Origin of the sequence: Microbacterium sp. (assembly GCF_052099035.1) — a bacterium.
Taxonomy (GTDB): Bacteria; Actinomycetota; Actinomycetes; order Actinomycetales; family Microbacteriaceae; genus Microbacterium.
Genome location: NZ_JBQDSX010000014.1, coordinates 49,119 through 74,404 on the forward strand (window position 1 = coordinate 49,119; position 25,286 = coordinate 74,404).

The 25,286-nt window shown below is 65.3% G+C and carries 26 protein-coding genes; 19 read left to right on the top strand and 7 right to left on the bottom strand.

The window, feature by feature from the left end; genetic code table 11:
• Positions 1-6 precede the first annotated feature (6 nt).
• Complete coding sequence (locus tag ACTIAO_RS06545; protein WP_441905474.1) at positions 7-990, bottom strand: ABC transporter permease; 984 nt, start codon at positions 988-990, stop codon at positions 7-9.
• Between the two features lie 234 nt (positions 991-1,224).
• Between ACTIAO_RS06545 and lepA the strand changes: the two genes are divergently transcribed.
• From lepA to hemW, 3 genes are read left to right on the top strand one after another with little or no spacing between them, the layout of a single operon-like run.
• Entirely contained in the window at positions 1,225-3,075 is a 1,851-nt protein-coding gene (gene lepA, locus ACTIAO_RS06550) for a translation elongation factor 4 (RefSeq protein WP_441905475.1), read from the top strand.
• A gap of 47 nt (positions 3,076-3,122) precedes the next feature.
• Entirely contained in the window at positions 3,123-3,776 is a 654-nt protein-coding gene (locus tag ACTIAO_RS06555; RefSeq protein ID WP_441905476.1) for a DUF1990 family protein, read from the top strand.
• A complete protein-coding gene (gene hemW, locus ACTIAO_RS06560; protein WP_441905477.1) occupies positions 3,776-4,993 on the top strand; it encodes a radical SAM family heme chaperone HemW in 1,218 nt (405 codons plus the stop codon). Before ACTIAO_RS06555 ends, hemW begins: the two co-directional genes overlap by 1 nt.
• A gap of 11 nt (positions 4,994-5,004) precedes the next feature.
• Here the strand turns inward: hemW and ACTIAO_RS06565 are convergent, their stop codons facing one another.
• Positions 5,005-6,417 carry a carboxylesterase/lipase family protein gene (locus ACTIAO_RS06565; protein ID WP_441905478.1) on the bottom strand — a complete coding sequence of 471 codons (1,413 nt, stop codon included), beginning with the start codon at positions 6,415-6,417 and terminating at the stop codon, positions 5,005-5,007.
• A 146-nt stretch (positions 6,418-6,563) separates the two neighbouring features.
• On the opposite strand from ACTIAO_RS06565, the gene hrcA reads away from it, so the two are divergent.
• From hrcA to ACTIAO_RS06580, 3 genes are all read left to right on the top strand, one after another.
• Positions 6,564-7,598: a heat-inducible transcriptional repressor HrcA gene (hrcA, locus tag ACTIAO_RS06570; protein WP_441905479.1), complete on the top strand. Its 1,035-nt coding sequence runs from the start codon at positions 6,564-6,566 to the stop codon at positions 7,596-7,598.
• A gap of 40 nt (positions 7,599-7,638) precedes the next feature.
• Complete coding sequence (dnaJ, locus tag ACTIAO_RS06575; RefSeq protein ID WP_441905481.1) at positions 7,639-8,757, top strand: molecular chaperone DnaJ; 1,119 nt, start codon at positions 7,639-7,641, stop codon at positions 8,755-8,757.
• Positions 8,758-8,819: 62 nt separating this feature from the next.
• Complete coding sequence (locus ACTIAO_RS06580) at positions 8,820-9,566, top strand: 16S rRNA (uracil(1498)-N(3))-methyltransferase (protein WP_441905482.1); 747 nt, start codon at positions 8,820-8,822, stop codon at positions 9,564-9,566.
• A gap of 103 nt (positions 9,567-9,669) precedes the next feature.
• Here ACTIAO_RS06580 and ACTIAO_RS06585 read toward each other — a convergent pair whose 3' ends face one another.
• Complete coding sequence (locus ACTIAO_RS06585; protein ID WP_441905483.1) at positions 9,670-9,978, bottom strand: GIY-YIG nuclease family protein; 309 nt, start codon at positions 9,976-9,978, stop codon at positions 9,670-9,672.
• Positions 9,979-10,245: 267 nt separating this feature from the next.
• On the opposite strand from ACTIAO_RS06585, the gene ACTIAO_RS06590 reads away from it, so the two are divergent.
• From ACTIAO_RS06590 to leuA, 7 genes are all read left to right on the top strand, one after another.
• The gene (locus ACTIAO_RS06590; protein ID WP_441905484.1) at positions 10,246-10,593 is read left to right on the top strand and encodes an HIT domain-containing protein; all 348 of its coding nucleotides are present in this window, start codon (positions 10,246-10,248) and stop codon (positions 10,591-10,593) included.
• Positions 10,594-10,645: 52 nt separating this feature from the next.
• The gene (locus tag ACTIAO_RS06595) at positions 10,646-11,674 is read left to right on the top strand and encodes a PhoH family protein (RefSeq protein ID WP_441905500.1); all 1,029 of its coding nucleotides are present in this window, start codon (positions 10,646-10,648) and stop codon (positions 11,672-11,674) included.
• Positions 11,668-12,129 (top strand): rRNA maturation RNase YbeY, encoded by a 462-nt coding sequence (gene ybeY, locus ACTIAO_RS06600; RefSeq protein ID WP_441905501.1) that lies wholly within the window; start codon positions 11,668-11,670, stop codon positions 12,127-12,129. Before ACTIAO_RS06595 ends, ybeY begins: the two co-directional genes overlap by 7 nt.
• On the top strand, positions 12,126-13,403 hold the full coding sequence (locus ACTIAO_RS06605; RefSeq protein ID WP_441905485.1) for a hemolysin family protein: 1,278 nt from the start codon (positions 12,126-12,128) through the stop codon (positions 13,401-13,403). The genes ybeY and ACTIAO_RS06605 overlap by 4 nt, the downstream gene beginning before the upstream one ends.
• Entirely contained in the window at positions 13,396-14,292 is an 897-nt protein-coding gene (gene era / locus ACTIAO_RS06610) for a GTPase Era (protein WP_441905486.1), read from the top strand. Before ACTIAO_RS06605 ends, era begins: the two co-directional genes overlap by 8 nt.
• Before the next feature lie 27 nt (positions 14,293-14,319).
• Positions 14,320-15,270: a quinone oxidoreductase family protein gene (locus ACTIAO_RS06615; RefSeq protein WP_441905487.1), complete on the top strand. Its 951-nt coding sequence runs from the start codon at positions 14,320-14,322 to the stop codon at positions 15,268-15,270.
• Positions 15,271-15,424: 154 nt separating this feature from the next.
• Positions 15,425-17,179, top strand: a complete 1,755-nt coding sequence (leuA, locus tag ACTIAO_RS06620) for a 2-isopropylmalate synthase (protein ID WP_441905488.1) — start codon at positions 15,425-15,427, stop codon at positions 17,177-17,179.
• A gap of 61 nt (positions 17,180-17,240) precedes the next feature.
• Here the strand turns inward: leuA and ACTIAO_RS06625 are convergent, their stop codons facing one another.
• The gene (locus ACTIAO_RS06625; RefSeq protein WP_441905489.1) at positions 17,241-17,753 is read right to left on the bottom strand and encodes a tRNA (cytidine(34)-2'-O)-methyltransferase; all 513 of its coding nucleotides are present in this window, start codon (positions 17,751-17,753) and stop codon (positions 17,241-17,243) included.
• A 35-nt stretch (positions 17,754-17,788) separates the two neighbouring features.
• Here ACTIAO_RS06625 and recO point away from each other — a divergent pair, with 35 nt between their 5' ends.
• Together recO and ACTIAO_RS06635 are read left to right on the top strand one after the other, a co-directional pair.
• The gene (recO, locus tag ACTIAO_RS06630; protein WP_441905490.1) at positions 17,789-18,532 is read left to right on the top strand and encodes a DNA repair protein RecO; all 744 of its coding nucleotides are present in this window, start codon (positions 17,789-17,791) and stop codon (positions 18,530-18,532) included.
• Positions 18,529-19,326 (top strand): isoprenyl transferase, encoded by a 798-nt coding sequence (locus ACTIAO_RS06635; RefSeq protein WP_441905491.1) that lies wholly within the window; start codon positions 18,529-18,531, stop codon positions 19,324-19,326. The genes recO and ACTIAO_RS06635 overlap by 4 nt, the downstream gene beginning before the upstream one ends.
• A gap of 81 nt (positions 19,327-19,407) precedes the next feature.
• Here the strand turns inward: ACTIAO_RS06635 and ACTIAO_RS06640 are convergent, their stop codons facing one another.
• Both ACTIAO_RS06640 and ACTIAO_RS06645 read right to left on the bottom strand, forming a co-directional pair.
• Positions 19,408-19,986, bottom strand: a complete 579-nt coding sequence (locus ACTIAO_RS06640; RefSeq protein WP_441905492.1) for an AAA family ATPase — start codon at positions 19,984-19,986, stop codon at positions 19,408-19,410.
• Positions 19,983-20,537 (bottom strand): AAA family ATPase, encoded by a 555-nt coding sequence (locus ACTIAO_RS06645; RefSeq protein WP_441905493.1) that lies wholly within the window; start codon positions 20,535-20,537, stop codon positions 19,983-19,985. Before ACTIAO_RS06645 ends, ACTIAO_RS06640 begins: the two co-directional genes overlap by 4 nt.
• A 53-nt stretch (positions 20,538-20,590) precedes the next feature.
• Between ACTIAO_RS06645 and ACTIAO_RS06650 the strand changes: the two genes are divergently transcribed.
• A complete protein-coding gene (locus ACTIAO_RS06650) occupies positions 20,591-21,283 on the top strand; it encodes a DsbA family oxidoreductase (protein ID WP_441905494.1) in 693 nt (230 codons plus the stop codon).
• Between the two features lie 8 nt (positions 21,284-21,291).
• On the opposite strand, the gene ACTIAO_RS06655 is transcribed toward ACTIAO_RS06650, so the two are convergent.
• The gene (locus tag ACTIAO_RS06655; RefSeq protein ID WP_441905495.1) at positions 21,292-21,786 is read right to left on the bottom strand and encodes a glutathione peroxidase; all 495 of its coding nucleotides are present in this window, start codon (positions 21,784-21,786) and stop codon (positions 21,292-21,294) included.
• Between the two features lie 61 nt (positions 21,787-21,847).
• Between ACTIAO_RS06655 and dusB the strand changes: the two genes are divergently transcribed.
• The 3 genes from dusB to dnaG all read left to right on the top strand — a co-directional run.
• Complete coding sequence (gene dusB / locus ACTIAO_RS06660) at positions 21,848-23,023, top strand: tRNA dihydrouridine synthase DusB (protein WP_441905496.1); 1,176 nt, start codon at positions 21,848-21,850, stop codon at positions 23,021-23,023.
• The gene (locus tag ACTIAO_RS06665) at positions 22,974-24,407 is read left to right on the top strand and encodes a deoxyguanosinetriphosphate triphosphohydrolase (RefSeq protein ID WP_441905497.1); all 1,434 of its coding nucleotides are present in this window, start codon (positions 22,974-22,976) and stop codon (positions 24,405-24,407) included. The genes dusB and ACTIAO_RS06665 overlap by 50 nt, the downstream gene beginning before the upstream one ends.
• On the top strand, positions 24,407-25,286 hold an 880-nt coding region (gene dnaG, locus ACTIAO_RS06670), incomplete at its 3' end, for a DNA primase (protein ID WP_441905498.1). The genes ACTIAO_RS06665 and dnaG, both read left to right, overlap by 1 nt.

A 25,286-nucleotide genomic window follows, 5' to 3' on the forward strand; every position in this document is an offset into this window, starting at 1 on the left:
TCATGGTCAGCTCACCCGCACTCTCGGGTCGAGAACGACCACCGCGACATCGGAGAGGATGGCTCCGATCGCGGTGAGGAGTCCGGCGAACGCCGCGGTGGCGACGACGCCGTTGATGTCGCTCTTGTTGATGGTCTCTAGGAAGTACTTGCCCATACCGTTCCAGGCGAAGATGATCTCCGTCAGGATCGCGCCGGTGAACACACCGGGGATGCTGAAGGCGACCTGCGTTGCGACCGGGATGAGCGAGGTGCGAAGCGCGTGCTTGCGGATGGCCTGCTGCTTCGTGAGGCCCTTGGCGCGTGCGGTGCGCACATAGTCGGCGTTGATGTTGTCCAGCAGCAGTGAACGCTGCAGGAAGTGCGTGCCCGCGTAGCCGATGAGTACCAGCGCGATCGTGGGCAGCGTCACGTGCTGCAATTTATCTATCAGGAAGGGGAAGAAGCCTTCGACACCCTTGCTGGATGACCCCGTCACGTAGAAGATGCGAACGCCGACGAGGTTGTTCAGGCCGATCGCGAGCAGGACGATACCGAGGGCAGCCACGATGATGTTGATGTTCATCGTGATGATCGAGGTCGCTTGCCCGATACGGTCGGCGAGCTTGTACTGCCGCGATGCCGTGTAGACACCCAGCGCGATTCCGAGCACCGTCATGATGATCGTGGCACCGAGCACGAGCTCGGCGCTGACCCACATGCGGTAGCCGATCTGCTCGTTGACCGAGCCGCCGGTCGGGCTCACGCCCCAGTCCCAGCGGAACAGGATCGAACTGAACCAGTTCCACCACCGTTCCCAGATCGGAACCGTGTCGCTGAGGTTTCGCGGTTCGAGGAGGTTGACGATCTGCTCTTCACTGAGCGGAGGACGCCGTCCGACAAAATTGTTCCTCGGGTTGAGGAAGCCCCAGGCCAGGAAGAACGTGATGTTGGTTGCGATCACGATCATCATCAGCCAGCCGAGGGTACGGCGCAGGAGATACTTGATCAAGGTGTTGTCTTTCTCTTTGCAGGCGCGCTCGGGATCTGCCGACGCAACGCTGAGTCGGAATGTATTCAAACACTTCGGGCTCATTTGTGCGACTGTCGTCCACCAGCGTCTGGCACGGAGTCGGGTTGCACCTGACACTCGGTTTCGCCGATGCGTGCAGGGCAACTTCGCGAGACTATCACCGGTTTTCGTGAATCGAGCATTAGGCGCACCTCACCGTAGACTGCTGGAGACATGTCACCACGCGCTCTCACTTTGCTCTCGCCTGCCGCGACGCCGCCTTCGCAGATCCGAAACTTCTGCATCATCGCTCACATCGATCACGGCAAGTCGACGCTGGCCGACCGGATGCTCCAGATCACCGGCGTTGTCTCGGATCGCGACATGCGCGCGCAGTACCTCGACCGGATGGATATCGAGCGCGAGCGCGGAATCACGATCAAGAGCCAGGCGGTGCGGATGCCGTGGGCCGATGCCGACCAGACCTTCGCGCTGAACATGATCGACACACCCGGTCACGTCGACTTCACCTATGAGGTCTCGCGCTCCCTCGCGGCCTGTGAGGGTGCGATCCTGCTCGTCGACGCCGCGCAGGGCATCGAGGCCCAGACGCTCGCGAACCTGTATCTCGCTCTTGAGAACGACCTGCACATCATCCCCGTGCTGAACAAGATCGATCTGCCCGCGGCTGATCCCGACCGCTTCGCGAAGGAGCTCGCCGATCTCATCGGCGGCAAGCCCGAGGACGTGCTGCGGGTCTCCGGCAAGACCGGCCAGGGCGTCGAGGAGCTGCTCGACCGCATCGTTGCCGACATTCCTGCTCCGGTCGGGGATGCCGACGCTCCTGCTCGCGCCATGATCTTCGACTCCGTCTACGACGCCTACCGCGGTGTGGTGACGTACGTGCGCATGATCGACGGTGCGCTGTCACCGCGTGAGCGCATTCAGATGATGTCGACGCACGCCAACCACGAGCTTCTTGAGATCGGCGTCTCCAGCCCCGAGCCCACGCCGTCGAAGGGACTCGGCGTCGGCGAAGTGGGGTACCTCATCACCGGCGTGAAGGACGTGCGCCAGTCGAAGGTGGGCGATACCGTCACGACAAGCAGGGACGGGGCGACAGTTGCGCTGGCGGGATACACCGATCCGAAGCCGATGGTGTTCTCCGGTGTGTACCCGATCGATGGCAGCGACTACGCCGAGCTCCGCGATGCCCTCGACAAGCTGAAACTGTCGGACGCCTCGCTGCAGTACGAGCCGGAGACCTCGGTCGCGCTCGGATTCGGGTTCCGCTGCGGATTCCTGGGACTCCTGCACCTCGAGATCATCACCGAGCGGCTCAGCCGCGAGTTCGGCCTCGACCTCATCACGACAGCACCGAGCGTGATCTACGAGGTCACCACGGACACGGGCGAGACCGTCGTCGTCACCAACCCCAGCGAGTACCCCGATGGTCGAGTCGCCTCGGTGTCCGAGCCGATGGTGAAGACGGCGATCCTGTTGCCCAAGGACTACGTCGGAACGGTCATGGAGCTGTGCCAGTCGCGTCGTGGATCGCTTCTGGGCATGGAGTACTTCAGCGAAGAGCGCGTCGAGCTGCGCTACATGATGCCGCTCGGCGAGATCGTGTTCGACTTCTTCGATCACCTCAAATCCAAGACGCAGGGCTATGCCAGCCTCGACTACGAACCCGCCGGCCAGCAGACCGCGGACCTGGTCAAGGTCGACGTTCTGCTGCAGGGCGACAAGGTCGACGCATTCAGTGCGATCGTGCATCGCGATAAGGCATACGCCTACGGCACGCTCATGACCGAGCGACTGCGCAAACTCATCCCTCGTCAGAACTTCGAGGTTCCGATCCAGGCGGCCATCGGCGCGCGGATCATCGCCCGCGAGACCATCAGGGCCCTGCGCAAGGACGTGCTCGCCAAGTGCTACGGCGGTGACATCAGCCGTAAGCGCAAACTGCTCGAGAAGCAGAAGGAGGGCAAGAAGCGCATGAAGATGGTCGGGCGTGTCGAGGTGCCTCAGGAAGCGTTCATCGCCGCGCTCTCCGGTGATGTCGACGGCAAGGACAAGAAGTAGCAGCGGCGGGCGGGCTTCCTTCAGGTAACGCAAGTAGTCTGGATCTCATGCGGCGCGGGACTTTCCGAGACGGCACGGTTGACTATGCGGCCGTGGGTGCAACCCACGCCCCCGATCTGATGCAGTATCCGCCGGAGCGGAGCATCCCCGCGGAGGAGACCTGGCGGCTCGGCAGCGGCGAGGATCGCTTCCGGACAGCCGGTGATGCACTGCTCTCCTGGACGGCGCAGCGTGCCGCTGGCCTCAGCATAGAAGACGTGCGTCCGGCTCCCGGTCCGGCATACTCCGGCGTGAGCTTTGACGCCGAGGGCAACCCGGTTGCACCGAGCAAGCGCGAAGTCGAGCAGCGCTTCGATGCCGAGGGAACGCCGTTCGCAGGCCCGGGCATGACTCTCAAGCTGCACGGACGCGTCGCGGGCATGCGCGCAGATGCTGAGCTTCGGGTGATCTCGGTTACCGAGGAGCCGCGGTGCATCGGCCTCGTGCTCGGCACCGTCGACGGCTCGGTCGTCAGCGGTGAAGAGCTGTTCCAGATCGACTGGCACGAGGGCACCGACGAGGTCTGGTTCACCGTTCGCGCATTCGACGCACCCACCTCCGTGCTGTACCGCTTCATCCCCGGGCTCATCAAACGGCGCCGCAGAGAGCTGTTCGCCCGCTACCTGCGCGCGATCTCGCCGTTGTATGCGACGCCCCTCTGATGGCGGGGCCCCTGCCGATCGGAGATCCGGCGCCCCTCGACGGACGTCTCCCGGCTGACCTGCCCATCGATGCGAGCGTGCCGTTCTCGGCGTATCTGCACGTGCCGTTCTGCCGCGTCCGGTGCGGATACTGCGACTTCAACACGTACACCTCCGGCGAGCTGCGCGGTGCGCGCCAGGACGAATACGCCGACACGCTTGCCGGCGAGATCGCTCTCGCCCGTCGGGTGCTCGGCGATGCCGGTGCTCTCCGGCCGATGGACACAGTGTTCTTCGGTGGTGGCACGCCGACTCTGCTGCCCGCGGGAGATCTGGCACGAATGCTGGATGCCGCAGTCTCCGCGTTCGGCATCGTCGAAGGCGCAGAGGTGACCGTCGAGGCGAACCCCGACACCGTGACGCCGGACGTGGTGCGCACGCTGGTGGATGCCGGAGTGACGAGACTGTCGGTCGGAATGCAATCGGCCGTTCCGCATGTGCTCGCCGCCCTTGACCGCACGCACGAGCCCGAGAACGTCCGTACGGCGGTGGAAGCAGCGCAGGATGCCGGGCTCGCCGTCAGCGTCGACCTTATCTACGGTGCGCCCGGTGAGACGCTGTCGGACTGGGAGGCCTCGCTGGATGCTGCGATCGAGCTGCAGCCGGATCACATCTCGGCGTACGCACTGATCATCGAGGACGGCACGAAGCTTGCTCGGCAGATCCGCCGTGGCGAGGTTCCCGCGCCGGATGATGACCTGCAGGCAGACATGTACGAGCTCGTCGACGCGCGTCTGGCCGCTGCCGGTTTCGACTGGTACGAGGTGAGCAACTGGGCGCGGAGCGTCGACCGACGCTCCCGTCATAACCTGGCCTACTGGCGCGGGAATGACTGGTGGGGCTTCGGTCCTGGTGCGCACAGTCACGTGGCGGGGCTTCGCTGGTGGAATGTGAAGCATCCCGCGGCGTACGGGCAGCGGCTCGCGGCATCCGAATCTCCGGCGGCGGGAACCGAACGTCCCGATCGCGAGTCGCACATGCTTGAGCGGGTTCTCCTGGAGACGCGTCTGTCGGACGGCATGGCGGTCGCTGACCTTCCCGCAGCCAATCGCTCCGGTGTCGCGGGGCTCATCGCCGATGGTCTGGTCGATCCTGGAAGCGCGATCGCCGGAAGGATCCGGCTGACGCTCAAGGGGCGTCTTCTGGCCGATGCGGTCGTGCGCGCACTGACCGACTGAGGGCGTTCGAACTAGGGGAGCAGGTCGAGTCCCTCGGTCCGGCGCTGCGGAACCGTCGTCGTTTCGGTGTCGAACAGGCGCGTCCGCCGCTCCACACCGAACGGCTCCCATCCCGGGTCTCCTGTGGTGATGAACCGCGCCCACGCCTGGTTCATCTCGACGCAGAGCGCGCGCGGCGGTGCGCTGCCCGCCATCCGCACAGAGTCCGGGTCCGCCGGCCGGTCGAAGACGAAGCCCAGTTCCATCGCGTGGGCGGCACGCAGATCACGCACCGGGCTCTGCCAGGCGAACTCGTACACGTACGTGGAGTCGGGACGCACTCGGGCCACTCGCGTGGCTGGCGCGCGCAGTAAGACGTCTGTCGCGAGCTGACCGAAGATCTCTCCCGTCGAGGCATCCGACCATTCGGCACGGTACGCGCGGATCGCCCGTCGCGGGATCCGCAGCACCAGCCCCGCGACGAAGAGCTTCAGCGGTCGAATCGCGGCAAGCGCCTTCGGCGGAAACCACAGCCGGTACTCGTCGGTGTTCGTGCCGATGAGGAGCGGGGTGTCGATCGTCGGAAGCACCTCGTGCGGGGAGCGCGGCAGACTGTCGGGGTCGATCGTGAGCTGGAACCCGGGCGCACCGCCCAACGGAGATGCTCCGGCGGACTGTGCGCGCCTGGCCTGCAGCAGGTCGTCCGGAGTGATCGCGGTGAACGAGTCGCGCGTCGGTGTCACGCCCAGGCGCTTCGCCAGCTGCGCTGTGACGCGGCTCGCCTTCTCGGGTGGTTGCGCCTGCAGAGGGCCAGACTGAATGATCGCCCGGCTGATGAATGCGCGCGTGTCGTCACGGGCGAGGAGAGCTGCGACGAGACTGCCGCCGGCGGACTCGCCCATCAGGGTGATGCGTGCAGGTGACCCTCCGAACGCGCCGATCTCTCTGTGGACCCATTCGAGCGCCGCGGCCGCATCCTGAAGGCCGAGATTGCGCGGGGCATCGTCCAAGACCGAAAAGCCTTCGGATCCGAGGCGATAGTTGATGGAGACGAAGACGATTCCGGCGCGGGCGAATGCCGTGCCGTCATAGGTGGAGAGTGCGGCAGCGCCGCGTTCGAGTGCACCGCCATGGATCCACAGCACGACCGGGGCATCGCGGGCGTCCTGCGGAGTCCATACGTTCACGGTCAGGATCTCGTCGCCGTCGATCCGCACCGTGCCGAGCAGTTCACCGATGGCTCCGGAATAGGGGAGCTGGGGTGCTGTCGGGCCGAAAGCTGTGGCGTCGCGGACGCCGTCCCACGTTTTCGGCGGTCGGGGTTCGCGGAAGCGGAGGTCACCGAATGGGCTGTCCGCGTAGGGGATGCCGAGGAAGCGATGGATCCCGTCCTCGGCCGTGCCGCGGATGCTTCCCGTGGTGATCGTCGTCGCAGCATCCGTCATGGTGTCGTCCTCATCATCGTGCCGACCTTGTCACGCGTCATTCTATGGTTCGCGTCGAATTGGTCGTCGGCCTCAGACGCCTCGGATGCGAGAACAGGTAGAATTGGCACTCTGAGTATTCGAGTGCCAGCAGAGAGGAGTGCATGATGGTCAGCGAACGCGGACTTCAGGTGCTCCGGGCGATCGTGCAGGACTACGTCGAATCGCACGAACCAGTCGGCAGTAAATCGATCGTCGACCGGCATGCTTTCGGTGTCTCGGCCGCGACGATCCGCAACGATATGGCTCTTCTCGAGGATGAAGAACTCATCGCCGCACCGCACACGTCGTCCGGTCGCGTACCGACTGACAAGGGCTACCGCGTCTTCGTCAACCATCTCGCACAGCTGCGTCCGCTCTCCGGCGCGCAGCGTGGTGCCATCGAGTCCTTCCTCGCGGACCCGGCCGATCTCGATGACCTGATGGCGCGCACGGTGCGGGTTCTGACGCAGTTGACCGGTCAGGTCGCGCTCGCACAGTATCCGTCGTTCGCTCGTGCTCATCTGACGCACATCGAGCTCGTCGCACTTGCCTCGAATCGCCTGCTGGTCGTTCTCGTGACCGACGCTGGTGGTGTGTCGCAGCGCATCGCCGGGTTGCCGGTCGACCTGGAGGACGCCGATGTCGCCGTCCTGCGGGCGCAACTGTCCGCGTTGCTCACCGATCAGACCGTGCGCGAGGCAACGGATCGGGTCGAGGCACTCCGTGCGGGTCCCGATGTCACGCGCATCGATACAGCGATCAAGCTGCTGGCCGGAATCATCGGTGAAGAACTGGCGGAGTTCCGACAGGAACGACTCGTAATGGCAGGAGCTGCGACACTCGCTCGTCGCGAGCAGGATTTCCGTGGCAGCATCCATCCTCTTCTCGAAGCGATCGAGGAGCAGGTGACGCTCCTGCGTCTGATGAGCGAGATGGTGACCGACGAACAGGGGCTCGCCGCCAGCATCGGTGCCGAGAACGAGGCATTCGGTCTTCCCGAGGCCTCGATCGTCGCGAGCAACTATCTGACACGCAGCGGCCTGGCACGCGTCGGCGTGATGGGGCCGACCCGAATGGACTATCCGAGCAATCTCGCCGCGGCGCGGGCAGTGGCCCGCTACCTCTCGCGGTTGCTCGACGAAGACGAAGCGAGCCGCTGAGCGGTTCGCGAGAACAGCACGCACATGCAGGAAGGTGATTGTGGCGGACCACTATGAGGTCCTCGGAGTGTCGCAGGACGCATCCACGGACGAGATCAAGAAGGCGTACCGGAAGCTTGCACGTCAGCTCCACCCCGATGTGAACCCGGGGGAGGACGCAGCCGAGCGGTTCAAACTCGTAACCCACGCTTACGACGTGCTCAGCGATGACGACTCCCGCCGCCGATACGACATGGGCGGCGGAGACGGTGCTGCCGGTGGTGACTTCGGCGGATTCGGTGGCTTCGGCGACATCTTCGAGACGTTCTTCGGAGCTGCCCAGGGCGGCGGCGGCCGCGGCGGTCGTCCTCGGTCACGCAAGGAACGTGGTCAGGATGCGCTCGTGCGGGTCACGCTCGATCTCGGTGATGTCGTCTTCGGCGCGCATCGTGATATCGAGGTCGACACCGCCGTGCTGTGCGAGACCTGTCAGGGATCGTGCACGCAGCCGGGCACCCAACCGGTGACGTGCGACATCTGCCATGGCACAGGTCACGTGCAGCGTCAGGTGCGCAGCCTCCTCGGGAACGTCGTGACGTCTCAGCCGTGCGGCAGCTGCCAGGGGTACGGCACTGTCATTCCGCACCCGTGCGTGACGTGCAGCGGCCAGGGACGCGTGCGCTCGCGCCGTACCGTCTCGTTGGATATTCCGGCAGGTGTCGAGACCGGGCTGCGTCTGCAGCTGCCCGGTTCCGGCGAAGTCGGCCAGGCCGGCGGCCCCAACGGTGACCTGTACGTGGAGGTGACGGTCTCACCGCACGCCGCGTTCAGCCGCGACGGCGACGACCTGCTCGCGACGCTCGAAGTGTCGATGGGAGATGCGATCCTCGGCACCGAAACCTCTATCGACGGACTCGATGGCACGGTCGATCTCGAGATCCGGCCGGGCGTGCAGTCCGGTGATGTCCTGACGATCAAGGGACGCGGCATCACTCCGCTGCGCGGCAACCAGCGCGGAGACCTGCGCGTCGGCGTACAGGTCGTGACGCCGACGAAGCTCGATTCCGCACAGCGGGCGCTCATCGAGGACTTCGCCAAGAAGCAGAAGGCGCCGGAGCCGCAGCTCGCGCAGTTCCAGCAGGGGCTGTTCTCGAAGCTCCGCGACCGGTTCCGACACTGATTCTCGTCACCGACTGATTCTCGCCGCTGGCTGATTTTCATGACTGGCTGATTGGAGACCTCGTGGCTCTGCACTTTCTTGTCGAAGGATCATCCGATGCCAGCATCGGTGACGTGGTTTCGCTGTCGGGCGCCGAAGCCAAGCATGCTGCGGTCGTGCGGCGTGTGCGCGTGGGAGAGTCGGTCACCATCGGTGACGGCCGTGGCGTGTGGCTCGAGGGTACGGTATCTGATGTGTCGGCGACGCGCGTGGACGTGATGATCACAGCGCGCACGGCGGCGGATGTCCCGGACGCGCGCCTGGTGCTCGTGCAGGCTCTGGCGAAGGGCGATCGTGACGAGCTCGCTGTGCAGGCGGCCTGCGAGCTCGGTGTCGATGAGGTCGTTCCGTGGCAGGCATCGCGCAGCATCTCGCGCTGGGAGGGTGCCAAAGCCGTCAAGGGGCGAGAACGCTGGGCGACGATCGTGCGGGAGGCTGCGAAACAGGCGCATCGTGCCTGGGTTCCGCCGGTCACCGAGCCGGTGACGACGGCGCAGATTCTCGCGCGCGTGTCATCCGCGGATGGTGCACGGATGCTGGTGCTCGACCCGACCGCGACGGTGAAGCTGTCCGAGATCTCCGTGGATCAGGCCGCGGGGCAGGACCTCATGCTCATTGTCGGGCCGGAGGGTGGGATCACCCCCGAAGAGCTCGAGAAGCTCGAGGCCGCCGGTGCCGAGCGCGTGCGCCTCGGAGACACGGTGCTGCGCACTTCGACGGCCGGCCCCGCCGCGATCGCCGTACTCTCCGTCCTCCTCGGCCGCTGGTAGCACTGCCCCCGCCGGTCGTTGAGCCGAGCGCCGCCCCAAGAATGGTCTGCCACCCTGCGGGCCGTTGAGCGAGCGAAGCGAGACGAAACGGGCTGAGCGAGCGCTAGCGAGTCGAAGCCTCACTACTCTGAGCTCTCCGTTGCCGTGCCTGCCATCCGATCACCGCATCGAGTCCGCCTTCGGCGAATGCGACTCGTTTCTTGTGGCTCCATCCTTGGAGACGCTTCTCCCACGCGAAAGCATCATCGATGCGGTCGAATTCGCCGCACCAGAACAGCTCCACCGGCAGGCGGCGCTTCGTGTATTCCGCACCCATCCCCGCCTCGTGCTGCGCCAGACGCTGGTCGAGGTTGATTGTGCTGCCGACGTACAGCGTGCCGTCGCAGCAGCGGAGCATATATGCGTGTGCCATGCGTGCACCGTACTCGGGGCGGCGGACATCGTTTGGGGCGGAGCCGGCTTCGACTCGCTAGCGCTCGCTCAGCCCGTTTCGTCTCGCTCCGCTCGCTCAACGACCCGCGGCAGGGGAGCCATCCTCGGCTCAACGACCCGCAGGAGGGGAGCCATCCTCCGCTCAACGGCCCGCAGGAGGGGAGCCATCGTCGCTCGATGTCCCACGGAGGGGGCGGCTTTGCTCGCTCAAGAACCCGTGGGGGTGGGCCCACCGTAGAATGGGCACATGACCGAACCGTCGATCTTCACGCGCATCCGCACTGGCGATATCCCCGGCGAGATCGTGGTCGAGACCGCAACCGTCTTCGCGATCCGCGACATCAACCCGCAGGCGCCCCTGCACATGCTCGTCATCCCGAAGACCGAGCAGTACCGCGACGTCACCGAACTCGCCGCGGGCGATCCGGGACTGCTCGCCGAGATGGTCGCCGTCGCCAAGCAGATCGCCGATGAGCACGCGAACGGCGAGTACCGCCTGATCTTCAATAACGGACCCAGCGTCGCGCAGTCCGTCTTCCACGTGCACGCTCATGTGCTCGGCAATCTCGAGGAGAACAAGCTCGTTGGCTTCTGACGATACGAACACACCGTCCACGACCGAACGCATCTCGGTGGACGGCGTCGCCATGGTGCAGCTGCTCGGCCCTCAGGACCGGCTCCTGCGCATGCTCGAGAAGCAGCATCCCGACGTCGACGTTCTCGTCCGCGGCAATGAGATCACGCTCACTGGCGATCCATCCCTCGTCGCCGAGGCCACGAGGCTCGTGGACGAGCTGATCACGATCACCCGGAACGGTGCTGACCTCGCCCCCTCCGATGTCGAGACATCGGCACGGATGCTGAGAATCGAAGATGGTCCGCGACCGAGCGAGGTGCTCGGAGAGGCGATCCTGTCCACGCGCGGTAAGGTGATCCGTCCGAAGACCGCCGGCCAGAAGGAGTACGTCGACGCGATCGACGAGAACACGATCGTGTTCGGCATCGGTCCTGCCGGTACCGGAAAGACCTATCTTGCGATGGCCAAGGCCGTGCAGGCCCTGCAGCGCAAGGAAGTCACCCGCATCATCCTGACGAGGCCGGCTGTCGAGGCGGGGGAGCGGCTGGGCTTTCTTCCCGGAACGCTGACGGACAAGATCGATCCGTACCTGCGCCCTCTGTATGACGCGCTCAACGAGATGATGGACCCCGAGACCGTTCCCCGGCTGATGGCCGCGGGCACCATCGAGGTCGCACCGCTCGCGTACATGCGCGGCCGCACGCTGAACGACTCCTTCGTCGTGCTCGATGAGGCGCAGAACACGACTCCTGAGCAGATGAAGATGTTCCTCACCCGCCTCGGTTTCGGTACGAAAATGGTTGTCACCGGCGACATCACGCAGGTCGATCTCCCGCAGGGGGCATCGGGACTGCGGTTGGTCACGCGAGTGCTCGAGGACATCGACGACATCCACTTCACGCGACTCACCAGTGACGACGTCGTGCGTCATTCACTGGTCGGTCGGATCGTCGACGCCTACAGCGAGTACGACGAGGAGCGCACCGCCGTACGTCACGAGCGCGAGCAGGCACGCGAATTCGCCAATCGCGCCGACAAGCGCGCGAATCAGCGACCCGGTCCGCGCGATCGCCAGCCCAGACGAGGACACTCATCATGATCGAGATCAACAACGAGTCCGCCATCGACGTCGACGAGACGGTGCTGCAGCGGCTCACCGACTTCAATCTCGCGCAGCTGCATGTCAGCCCGGATGCCGAGGTCGCGATCGTTCTCGTCGATGAGGGCGCCATGGAAGCCCTGCATGTGCAGTGGATGGACGAGCCGGGGCCGACCGATGTGCTGAGCTTCCCGATGGATGAGCTGCGTCCCGGCACCGAGGATCGACCGACAGCCCCGGGTCTCCTCGGCGACATCGTGCTGTGCCCGCAGGTCGCGGAGACCCAGGCGCAGGGCGCCGGACACACGCTAATGGACGAGCTGATCCTGCTCACCACTCACGGACTGCTGCACCTGCTCGGCTTCGATCATGCCGAACCCGACGAGGAGCGTGAGATGTTCGGGTTGCAGAAGGAGTTGATCACGGGCTTCGCGCGCGCTGAACGCAGCCGATGACCGAGATTCTCCTGCTGATCGCCGCGGTCCTCCTGGTCGCATTCGGTGGTCTGACGGCGGCGATCGACGCCGCCTACGGCGTCACGTCCCGCGCCGACCTCGCCGATATGGCATCAGAAGGCCGCAAGGCCACGGCGCTCGTGCGCATCGCCGATGACCTCGATGCGCACGTCAACGCGATCTCGTTCATCCGCGTGCTCGTCGAAGTGACCGCAGCCGTGCTCGTCACCGCCGCATTCACGATCATGTTCGAGAACATCTGGTGGGCGATGCTCGCCGCCGCGGTTCTCATGACCGGGATCACGTTCGTGCTTGTCGGGGCGAGTCCCCGGTCGTTCGGCAGGCAGCGCTCGGAGTCGATGATCCGCAGCACCGCGTCGATCGTGCGCGGTCTGCGCATCATCCTCGGCCCGCTCGCCCAGGTTCTCGTCGTGATCGGAAACAAGGTCACACCCGGGGCCGGTCGCAGCTCCTTCACGAGCGAAGACCAGCTGCTCAGCATGGTCGACGAGGCAGCATCCAACGACCTCATCGAAGAGGACGATCGCGACCTCATCCACTCGGTCTTCGATTTCACCGACCAGTTCGTGCGCGCCGTGATGGTGCCGCGCACCGAGATGGTGACGGTGGATGCTGAGGCCACCACAGATCAGGCCATGTCCCTGTTCCTGAACCGTGGCGTATCGCGGATGCCGGTCGTCGATGACGACGCGGACGACGTCGTCGGCGTGCTCTACCTCAAGGATCTCGTGCAGTTCGCCTATCGCGACGAGCTCGCCTGGCGCACAGCATCCATTCGCCCGATCGCTCGACCCGCCACCTTCGTCCCGGAGTCGATGCGCGCGGAGACTCTGCTTCAGCAGATGAAGCGCGACGCGGTGCACGTCTGTCTCGTCATCGACGAGCACGGCGGAATCTCGGGTCTGGTGACGCTCGAGGACCTCATCGAGGAGCTGGTCGGAGAGATCTCCGACGAGTACGATCACGCCGCAGCCGAGGTCGTCGACCTCGGTGAGGGGCGATACCGTGTCAGCGCTCGGCTGTCACTGGATGACGTCGGCGATCTGTTCGGCATCGAACTCGAGGACGAGGACGTCGATTCCATCGGCGGACTGCTTGGCAAGGCTGTCGACCAGATCCCACAGCCCGGAGTCACCGCCACCATCGACGGGCTCGTACTCACCGGCGGCGCATCGCGCGGCCGCGGCCGCGGCATCGCCACGGTTTTTGTCGAGCGGGCGCCCGCACCAGCAGAGGAGACAGAGAATGACTGAGATCGAACGCTCCGGATTCGTGACGTTCGTCGGCCGGCCGAATGTCGGCAAGTCGACGCTCACCAATGCTCTGGTCGGTGAGAAGATCGCCATCACCAGTGAGAAGCCGCAGACGACCAGGCGTGCGATACGCGGCATCCTGAACCGGCCCTCCGGCCAGCTCGTGATCGTCGATACTCCCGGAATTCACAAGCCGCGCACGCTGCTCGGTGAGCGTCTCAATGACCTCGTCGAGCAGGTGCTGGGCGACGTCGATGTGATCGGCTTCTGCGTTCCGGCGACCGAGAAGGTCGGCCCTGGCGATCGCCGTATCGCCGCGTCACTGGATGGTTACGCGCGCGCGAAGAAGATCGCGATCGTCACCAAGACCGATGCCGCCAGCCGCGACCAGATCACCGAGCGGCTCATGGAGGTCGACGCGCTGCGCGAGGACTGGGCCGCAGTCATTCCGCTGTCCGCGCTCACGCGCGAACAGCTCGATGTCCTCACCGATGAGATGCTCGCGCTCATGCCCGAAGGGCCCGCACTGTACCCGGAGGGGATCATCACCGACGAGTCCGTCGAAGATCGCATCGCCGAGATGATCCGCGAGGCGGCGCTGGAGGGCGTGCGGGACGAGCTGCCGCACTCGATCGCCGTCGTCATCGACGACATCGCACCGCGCGAGGGCACGGACCTCACCGATGTGCACGCGCAGATCGTCGTCGAGCGCGACAGCCAGAAGGCGATCATCATCGGTCGCAAGGGCTCGCGACTGGCTGATGTCGGCAAACGCGCCCGGGTCGGCATCGAAGAGTTGCTCGGCACGCGCGTGTTCCTCGGTCTGCACGTGAAGGTCGCCAAGGAATGGCAGCGCGACCCGAAGCAGCTCGGCCGGCTCGGGTTCTGAGAGGCAAGAGATAGAGAGGCGAGGGTAATGGCGCAGCACTGGGTCGCGAAGGAGTGGGGTACTCCGGAGAACTGGGAGCTCGTAACTACTGACGTGCCAGCTCCGGGACCGGGGGAGATCACGGTGCGCGTGCATGCCGCCGGGGTGAACCCCGCCGATCGCAAGCATGTCGCGTCGCACCCTTCGACAGGCTCAGGGAGCGGCCCACAGTTCCCGGTGCCGATCGGCTACGAGGTCGCCGGCGAGATCACGGCGATCGGCCCCGGCACCGTGATCGGATCGGGACCGGCCGAGATCGGCGACGAGGTCATCGCCTTCCGCATTCGCGGTGGGTACGCGACCGAGGTCACCATCCCCGCCGAGAAGGCCTTCGCCAAGCCCACCACGCTGACCCACGCCGCCGCGGCGAACCTGCTGCTGGTCGGGACGACGGCAGCCGAGATGCTTTCGGTCACCAAGGCGGAGGCTGGCGAGACGATTCTGCTGCACGGTGCATCCGGTGCTGTGGGCGTCAGTGTGCTGCAGCAAGCCGCGCACCGCGGCATCCGAGTAGTCGGGACGGCGAGCGAGGCACGTTTCGATGAGGTGCGCCGCTTCGGCGGCATCCCGATCGTCTACGGCGATGGTCTTGCCCAGCGCGCCCGGGATGCCGCGGGCACCGAGTTCGTTGCGGCACTGGATGCTGTGGGCACGGACGAAGCGGTCGATGTTTCCGTCGAACTCGTCGCCGATCGTGACCGCATCGTCACGATCGCAGCACCGGCGCGCGCGAAGAGCTCCGGCATCCGCTGGATCGCCGGATCCCTTCCGGAGAGCACGCGCTTCCGCGACAGCATCCGAGGTGATCTCGTCGATCTCGCGCAACAGGGGCTGCTCGACGTTCCCGTTGCGCGCACGTATCCGCTCGCTGACGCGATCGAGGCGACCCGCTTCCTCGCCGAGGGGCACCCGGGCGGGAAGATCGCCCTCATCCCGTGATTTGGTGCGGCTGGCGTGCTCGGGTGTACTCTGATGCCATGCCTATCGGCGGTCTGCTTCTTCTTAGCTGCCGCGACGAGTCCTAAAGCTAGGGCCTTCCTCGTCGCGGCGCTTGTGTTGGCCCGTTTCATCTGACGAAGAGAAGAAGCCCACCATGCACAACTCCCAGCGCCCGTCCGCAATGCCGATCCACAAGTATCGACCGTTCCACGAGTTGATCTCCATTGATCTGCCTGACCGCACCTGGCCGTCGAAGCGCATCACCGAGGCGCCCCGTTGGTGCGCCGTCGACCTCCGCGATGGCAACCAGGCCCTCATCGACCCGATGTCTCCCGAGCGCAAGCGCGTCATGTTCGAGCTGCTCGTGAACATGGGGTACAAGGAAATCGAGGTCGGATTCCCCTCCGCCAGCCAGACCGACTTCGACTTCGTGCGTCAGCTCATCGAAGAGAACCTCATTCCCGATGACGTCACGATCCAAGTCCTGACCCAGGCACGTGAGCACCTGATCGAGCGCACCTACGAGTCGATCGCTGGGGCCAAGCAGGCCATCGTGCACCTGTACAACTCCACCAGCATCCTGCAGCGCGACGTCGTCTTCCGCACCGACAAGCAGGGCATCATCGACCTCGCGCTCGAGGGGGCACGGCTGTGCCGCGAGTACGAGAAGCGGATCCCGGACACGCAGGTCTACTACGAGTACTCGCCGGAGAGCTACACCGGAACCGAGCTGGAGTTCGCCCTCGACATCTGCAACCAGGTGATCGAGGTCTTCGAGCCGACGCCCGACCGCAAGGTCATCATCAACCTGCCCGCCACCGTGGAGATGGCGTCCCCGAACGTCTACGCAGACTCCATCGAGTGGATGAGCCGTCGCCTCGCCCACCGCGAGAACATCATCCTGTCGTTGCACCCGCACAACGACCGCGGTACGGCTGTCGCCGCGGCGGAGCTCGGCTACATGGCCGGCGCCGACCGCATCGAGGGATGCCTGTTCGGCAACGGCGAGCGCACCGGAAACGTCGATCTCGTCGCCCTGGGCATCAACATGTTCACGCAGGGCATCGACCCGCAGATCGACTTCAGCGATATCGATCAGGTCAAGCGCACGGTCGAGTACTGCAACCAGCTGCCTGTTCCCGAGCGGAGCCCCTGGGCCGGCGATCTCGTCTTCACCGCGTTCAGCGGGTCGCATCAGGATGCCATCAAGAAGGGCTTCGAGGCCATGGAGGCCCGTGCCGTCTCCGAAGGCAAGACGGTCGATGACATCGAGTGGGCTGTTCCGTACCTGCCGATCGATCCGAAGGACCTGGGACGTTCCTACGAGGCCGTGATCCGCGTGAACTCGCAGTCCGGCAAGGGCGGTGTCGCGTACCTGCTCAAGACCGACCACTCGATCGACCTGCCCCGCAAGCTTCAGATCGAGTTCTCGGGAGTCGTGCAGTCCAAGACCGACAGCGAGGGTGGCGAGGTCACGAGCGACCAGATCTGGTCGATCTTCAACGATGAGTATCTGCCCGCCGACGACGCCGAGGCGAAGTGGGGCCGGTTCGAGCTGCTGGCCACGCAGACCCGCAGCGACATGTCGGGCGAGGTCGTGCTGGACGTCACCGTGCGTGATGGCGACGAGCAGCATGCGGTCGCCGGTCAGGGCAACGGACCGGTGGCGGCGTTCGTCGAGGTGCTGCGTGAACGCGGCTTCGACATCACGGTCTACGACTACGTCGAGCACGCTCTCAGCGCTGGCGGTGACGCGCAGGCAGCGGCCTACGTCGAACTGCAGGTCGACGATCAGCGCCTGTGGGGCGTCGGCGTCGACGGCGACATCTCGACGGCGAGCCTGAAGGCGATCGTGTCGGGCGTGAACCGTGCGATCCGCACGCGCCAGTCCGCTCTCGCCGCCGTCTGACGACATATGCACGAACGCCCCTCGACCGAAGCTTGGATTCAAGCAAGCCGAGGGGCGTTCGTCATTTCGCGATGTTTGTCGGGTGCGGCGGAAGCCACCCCGCGGGCATCGCCGCATAGCCATGCTGTCGCCAGCCTTCGTAGGCCGCCACTGCTGCGGAGTTGGAGAGATTCAACGACCGGATCTGATCGAGCATGGGAATGCGCACCGCGTCCGTGATCCGCGGGTCGTCGAGCACGTCGGCCGGAAGGCCCGTCGTCTCGGTGCCGAACAGCAGCGTGTCGCCCTGCTCATAGGCGACGTCGGAGAACGAGCGCTCGGCGCGTCCGGTGAACGCGAACAGACGTCCTGTGCCGTGTGCGGTGACGAAGTCGACAGCGGTATCGAAGTCGGGGTGCACGTAGACACGGGCGAGGTCGTGGTAATCGAGTCCCGCGCGGCGCAGGTGCGCGTTGCTGAGTTCGAAGCCGAGCGGCTCCACCAGATGCAGGGCCGCCCCGGTTGCGGCGACCATGCGGATGGCATTGCCGGTGTTGGGCGGGATCAGGGGATTGTGGAACATCACGTGGAACACGCTTATATTCTCGCGCACCGGGGGATAATCGAAGGGTGCCCACCTATCGAGACGAAGCGGTGATCCTGCGCACCCACAAACTCGGTGAGGCGGATCGCATCGTCACCATGCTTTCGCGACGCAACGGCAAGATCCGCGCGGTCGCGAAGGGCGTGCGGCGCACGTCGTCGAAGTTCGGCTCGCGCCTCGAGCCCTTCATGGTCGCCGACCTGCAGCTGTACCAGGGCCGCTCGCTCGACATCGTGCAGCAGGCGGAGTCACTCGGCGCGTACGGCAGCGAGATCGCCGCGCACTACGAACGGTTCACCTCCGCGAGCGCCATGGTCGAGACGGCAGACCGCTTGAACGACGCCGAGGCGACTCCCGAGCAGTATCTGCTGCTTGTCGGGGGGCTCCGGGCACTCTCACGGGGTGAGCATGCGCCGCGCAGCATCCTCGACTCCTACCTGCTGCGTGTGATGGCGCTGTCCGGCTGGGCGCCGTCATTGGACGACTGCGCTCGATGCGCTGCGCCGGGACCTCACCAGAACTTCGTCGTTCAGCTGGGTGGCCTGGTGTGCGTGAACTGCGCCCCGGCCGGCAGCCCGCGCGTGGCCGCGTCGACGCTCGCGCTGTTGCGCTCGCTGATCCGCGGCGAGTGGGATGCTGTGGATGCAGCGTCCGCGGCTGACACCGCGGCGGCCTCCGGGCTGGTTTCGGCCTACACGCAGTTCCATCTCGAGCGCGGCATCCGCTCGCTCGATCACGTCTCCGGCCCCGATCGAGAGGGAGTTCGTTGACTCCGAAGCCCTATACGCACAAGGATGCCGTCGCGTACCGTCCGCTGGACTGGACCGGCATCTACCCGCCGAAATTTCCGAAGGTGCCGGAGCACGTCGCGATCGTCATGGACGGCAACGGACGCTGGGCGAACCGGCGGGGGCTCACGCGCATCCAGGGGCACAAGGCCGGGGAAGAGGTGCTGCTGGACGTTGTCGCCGGCGCGATCCAGTCCGGCGTGAAGCACCTGTCGGTATATGCGTTCTCGACCGAGAACTGGGCGCGCTCGCCCGAAGAGGTCCGCTTCCTCATGGGGTACAACCGGGACGTGCTGCACCGCCGTCGCGATCAGCTCAACGAATGGGGCGTGCGGATCCGATGGGCCGGGCGCAAGCCGCGACTATGGGGCTCGGTCATCAAGGAGCTGCAGTACGCCGAGAAGCTCACCGAGGGCAATGACGTGCTGACGCTGACGATGTGCGTCAACTACGGCGGACGCGTCGAGCTCGTCGATGCCATGCGGTCCGTTGCGAGCGAGGTTGCCGCAGGGAAGATCAAGCCCAAGGCCATCACCGAGAAGATGATCCGACGTAACCTGTACGTGCCGGACATGCCCGACGTCGACCTGTTCCTGCGCTCATCGGGGGAGCAGCGCACCTCGAACTTCTTGCTCTGGCAGTCGGCGTACGCCGAGATGGTGTTCCTCGACACGCTGTGGCCGGACTTCTCCCGCGAAGAGTTGTGGCGTGCGATCGAGATCTATCTGTCGCGCGATCGTCGCTTCGGCGGTGCTGTGGATGCGCCTTCGGCCTGACCCGATCTGCTGAGCTTGTCCCGATTCACGGACTGATTCTTCGTTTTCCTCAGCAAATCGGGACATCGTCAGCAGATCGGGTCAGTGCGACTGGCGATGCAACCAGCGTTCGGCCTCGCGCGGATGCCGCAGCCGGACGATCGTCAGGTACGGAAACTGCTCGCGCTCTACCGGCATCTTCGCCGTCCAATACCCACGCGTCTTCGTCTGCCAGGAGAGGATGCTCTCGGCGGGGTCCCGCGTCGTGAGGACTCTCCAGATCGGTTTCTCGACGTTGCCGTTGTACATCTTCGTGCGCAGGATGCTGCGGCTAAGCGTGCGGCGAATCAATCGCCCGCGCACCACGGGCCAAGGATAATCCAGCCAGATCGCGAGCTGAGCTCGCGGCGTCATGATCTCGTCGGTGCCTCTACTGGTGTACTGCCATTCGGTCACCCAGCGGTCTGTGGCGGCGAAGGCGCGCACATCTTCCAGAAACGAAGGCCGGGGCGTCCAGTCCGGGCCGTGGTGGAGGGCATCGATCTCGTGGTGGACGAGGTTCCATTGGGCAGCGATGCGCCGTGCGAGCGTCGTCTTGCCGGATCCGGTGACTCCGGCGATCAGCACTCGCTCGGGCCGAAACGGCAGCGGATCGGAAGCAGAGAGCAGAGAACGGGTCATGCCCGCAACCAGCGTTCGGCCTCGCGCGTATGCCGCAGCCGGACGATCGTCAGGTACGGGAAACTGGCCTCGATTCGAGGCATCCGCTCGTCCCACTTGTGGCGCGTGTCGCTCTGCCAGCGCAGGATGTCGTTCTCACCGCTCCATGCCTCACGGTTCCACAGCGGTGGCTCGACGTTGCCGTTCCACAGCTTCGTGCGGAACAGTCGTCGCTTGACTGTCCGCCGTATGAGGCGGCCGCGTACCAGCGGCCACGGATAGTCGAGCCAGACGAGCACATCGGCGCGTGGAGCCAGGATCGCGTCGGTGCCCTTGCTGGTGTACTGCCATTCGGTGACCCAGCGGTCTGTACCGGCGAACGCGCGGATATCTTCCAGAAACGAAGGCCGAGGTGTCCAGTCCGGGCCGTGGTGGAGGGCATCGATCTCGTGGTGGACGAGGTTCCATTGGGCAGCGATGCGCCGTGCGAGCGTCGTCTTGCCGGATCCGGTCACCCCGGCGATCAGCACTCGCTCGGGCCGAAACGGCAGCGGATCGGAGGCGGAGAGCACCCGAAGATGCTACCAACGGAATACGCCGCATCCCCGCGAGCGTTGCACCAAACGTGAGCGAACCTATATCCATTGACATCTGGTCCGACATCGCCTGCCCCTGGTGCTACATCGGCAAGCGCAATCTTGAAGCGGGCCTCGCGGAGACAGCATCCGATGATGATGCCCCGCAGGTGAACATCACCTTCCACTCATTCGAACTCTCGCCCGATACGCCCGTCGACTTCGATGGTGATGAGATCGACTTCCTCGCCGGGCACAAGGGCATGCCGCGCGAACAGGTCACGCAGATGCTCGACAACGTCACGGGCGTGGCGAAGAACGCCGGTCTCGAGTACCGCTTCGACCTGCTCAAGCACACCAACACCGTCAAGGCGCACGAGCTGCTGCACCATGCCAAGGCCGAGGGCCTGCAGCATGCGATGGAGGAGCGGCTGATGTCCGCATACTTCACCGAGGGCAAGCACGTCGGGCGCGTGGACGATCTCGTCGATCTCGCCGTCGAGGTGGGGCTGGACGCCGACGGCACGCGGGACGCCCTCGACAACGACAAGTACCTGCCCGCTGTGCGACAGGATCAGGCGCAGGCGCGTGCCTACGGCATCCAGGGCGTGCCGTTCTTCGTCGTCGACGGTCAGTACGGCATCTCAGGTGCCCAGCCGCCGGAGGCCTTCGCGAACGTGCTGCGAGACCTGTGGTCCAAGCGAAACGACCCCGCAAGCGATGATGTGACGGCAGACGCCTGAGCAGCAGCTCAGCGGGTCAGAGCATCCTCGATCGCGGCGACGATCTCGGGTGAGTCCGGCTGCTGCTTCGGCCGGAATCGCTTGACCTCACCATCGGGCAGCACGAGGAACTTCTCGAAGTTCCATTCCACGCGGCCGGCCTTGCCCTCGGCATCCGGAGTCTGCTTGAGCGTCTTGTAGAGGTCGACGGCATTGCGACCGTTCACCTTGATCTTGTCGGTGATCGGGAACGTGACACCGTACGTGGTCGAGCAGAACTCCTGAATCTGCTCGACCGTTCCCGGCTCCTGACCCATGAACTGGTTGCAGGGGAATCCGACGACGCTGAACCCCCGATCGCCGTACGCGCGCTGCAGCTCCTCGAGCTGTTCGTACTGCGGGGTGTTGCCGCATTTCGACGCGACATTGACGACGAGAACCACGTCGGCACCGAGGTCATCGAGCGTTTTCTCGGCGCCGGTGGCATCGGTGAAGGGGATCTGGCGCGGGCTGGAATCGGTCATATCCACACCCTACGTCCGGATGCGGCACCGGGCGCCGTGAGGATGGGAGAATGGAGGGGAGATGACTATTGCTTCCGCACCAGCCCGCGCACTGCGCATCGGTCCGATCGACCTCGATGTGCCGGTCGTGCTCGCCCCCATGGCGGGCATCACCAACACGGCATTTCGTCGACTGTGCCGCGAATACGGCGCAGGACTCTACGTCAGCGAGATGATCACCTCGCGCGCCCTCGTCGAACGCAATGAGACCACCATGCGTCTCATCCACCATCACGAGTCCGAGACGCCGCGCTCGATCCAGCTCTACGGCGTCGACCCGAAGACGATCGCCGAGGCCGTGCGCATCATCGTCGCCGAAGATCACGCCGACCACATCGACCTGAACTTCGGATGCCCCGTTCCCAAGGTCACGCGCAAGGGCGGGGGAGCAGCCCTGCCGTGGAAGACGTCGCTGTTCGCTGACATCGTCGATCAGGCCGTGAAGGCGGCAGGACCTCTGCCGCTCACTGTCAAGATGCGCAAGGGCATTGATCCTGACCACCTCACGTTCCTCGACGCGGGCCGTGCCGCGGAGGATGCCGGCGCCGCAGCCGTCGCGCTGCACGCCCGCACCGCCAGCGAGTTCTACTCCGGCTACGCCGACTGGAGTGCGATCGGCGAGCTCAAGCAGGCCGTGACCAGCATCCCGGTGCTCGGCAACGGCGACATCTGGTCGGCCGATGACGCCGTGCGGATGATGGACGAGACCGACTGCGACGGCGTCGTCGTCGGACGCGGGTGCCTTGGGCGCCCGTGGCTCTTCGGGGACCTCGCCACGGCGTTCGGCGCCGACCCTTCGGCAGGCTCAGGAACCAAGCGCGTCATCGCCCCCACGCTCGGTTTCGTTGCGCAGGCATTTCGCCGTCATGCCGAACTGCTCGTCGACTTCTTCGACGATGAGGACCATGGATGCCGCGACATCCGCAAGCACGTCGCGTGGTACTTCAAGGGGTACCCGGTGGGAAGCGATATCCGCACGGGGCTTGCGACAGCGCAGAGCCTCGCCCACATCGATGAGATGCTCGCTCAGCTCGACCACGACGCCCCGTACCCCGGTGCGGATGCTGAGGGGCAGCGCGGTCGCGCGGGCAGGCCCAAGCGCACTGCCCTTCCAGACAAATGGCTGGAGTCGCGCGAGGTCGCCTCCGATGCCGGTGAGATGCTGCGTGGCGCGGAGATCGAGAACAGTGGCGGCTGACCCTTCTTCTGGCTCGACGACACGTTCGGACGGTTACGAGCCGCGTGACGCCGAGCGGTTCTTCGCGCAGACCCATCGGTCCGAACGCGACGACTTCGCGCGCGATCGCGCCAGGGTCCTGCACTCCGCAGCGCTGCGACGACTGGCAGCGAAGACTCAGGTATTGAGTCCCGCCAGCACCGCCGATTTCGCCCGCAATAGGTTGACCCACTCGCTCGAAGTCGCACAGGTCGGGCGTGAACTCGCTGTGGCGCTGGGCGTTTCCGCCGATGTCGTCGACACGGCCTGCCTCAGCCACGATCTCGGACACCCCCCATTCGGCCACAACGGCGAGCGGGCGCTGAACGAGTGGGCCGAGCCCATCGGCGGCTTCGAAGGGAATGCGCAGTCACTGCGGATCCTCACGCGTCTCGAGGCCAAGGTCCTCGACGACGACGGCCATTCCGTCGGGCTGAACCTCACGCGAGCGAGCCTCGACGCCACCTGCAAGTACCCGTGGACCGTCGACAGTCCTGTACCCGACCCCGGCGGGCGACTGAAGTTCGGCGTCTATCCCGAAGATGAAGCTGTCTTCCGCTGGATGCGCGAGGGCGCCCCAGGACGTCTGCGCTGCATCGAAGCCGAGATCATGGACCTCTCCGATGACATCGGATACTCCGTCCACGACTTCGAGGATGCCATCGTCAACGGCTATCTCGATGTCGCCCAGCTCTCGGATCCCGCAGAGCACCACGCCCTGGTCAGCCGCATCCAGCAGTGGGTTGGATACGACTTCACCCGCGAAGAGCTCGCCGATGGACTGTATCGGCTGACGAGTCAGTCGATGTGGTTGAAGTCCTTCGACCGCTCACGGCAGGACCTTGCCCGGCTGAAGAACCTCACCAGCGACCTCATCGGCCGGTTCGCTCGAGCTGCCGTCACGGCGACACGTGAGGCCTATGGAGGGCCGTCACTGGTGCGCTACAACGCGCATGTCGTCGTTCCCCGCGTCGTCGAGTCGGAGATCGCCGTCCTCAAGGGCATCATGGGGCAGGCGATCGTGACGATCGAAGCACGCAAGGGCGTGTACAAGGAGCAACGGCGCGTACTCACTCGGCTCGCGGATGCCCTGTGGTCGACGGATGCTCTGTGGAATGCCGGCGCAGACGTGCTCGAACCTGCGTTCGCCGCCGATTTCGTCGCCGCGCAGAACGACGCCGAGCGGGCACGCGTCGTGGTCGATCAGATCGCCAGCCTCACTGATCAGACCGCTCTGGACTGGCACGGACGTCTGGTCGGCGACATCGACCCGGCAGAGGTGGGCATCTGGACGCCGCGCACGGTGCGCCAGGGATCCCGTACGCACGCGCACGCACAGAGCCGGACCGCCGAAGGGGTGCGCTGATGCCCCGCATCAGGCAGGCTGACGTCGACGAGGTCAAGTCGCGCACGAACATCGGCGACATCATCGGTGAGCGCGTCTCGCTGAAATCCGCGGGTGTCGGGTCTCTGAAGGGGCTGTGCCCGTTCCACGACGAGAAGAGCCCGAGCTTCCACGTGCGGCCGCAGGTCGGCTTCTACCACTGCTTCGGTTGCGGTGAGTCCGGCGATGTCTACTCGTTCCTCCGGGCGATGGACCACGTGAGCTTCACCGAAGCCGTTGAGCGGCTCGCGGGCCGCATCGGATACACGCTGCACTACGAAGACGGGGGATCGGCTCCGGAGACCAGCGGGCGCAGCCGGCTGTATGCCGCGAACACGGCCGCTGCTGAGTTCTTCCGCGGGCAGCTGCTGACCGCTGAGGCCGAGACGGGGCGACGTTTTCTCGGTGAGCGCGGTTTCGATGCCGGAGCCGCCGCGCATTTCGGCGTCGGCTACGCCCCGCGCGGCTGGGAGGGCATGATGAAAGCCCTCACCGCCCAAGGATTCACCCGGGAGGAACTGCTCGGTGCCGGGCTCGTCTCGCAGGGGCAGCGGGGCGTTTACGATCGCTTCCGTGGGCGGCTGGTGTGGCCGATCCGCGATGTCACGGGACAAACGATCGGTTTCGGGGCCCGCAAGCTCTATGACGATGACCAGGGGCCGAAGTACCTGAATACTCCTGAGACGATCATCTATAAGAAGGCGCAGGTCCTCTACGGTCTCGATCTCGCCAAACGCGACATCTCTCGCGGTGATCCGCGTCGCGTCGTGGTCGTCGAGGGATACACCGATGTGATGGCCTGCCATCTCGCCGGCGTCACCACGGCGATCGCGACCTGTGGCACGGCATTCGGCACCGAGC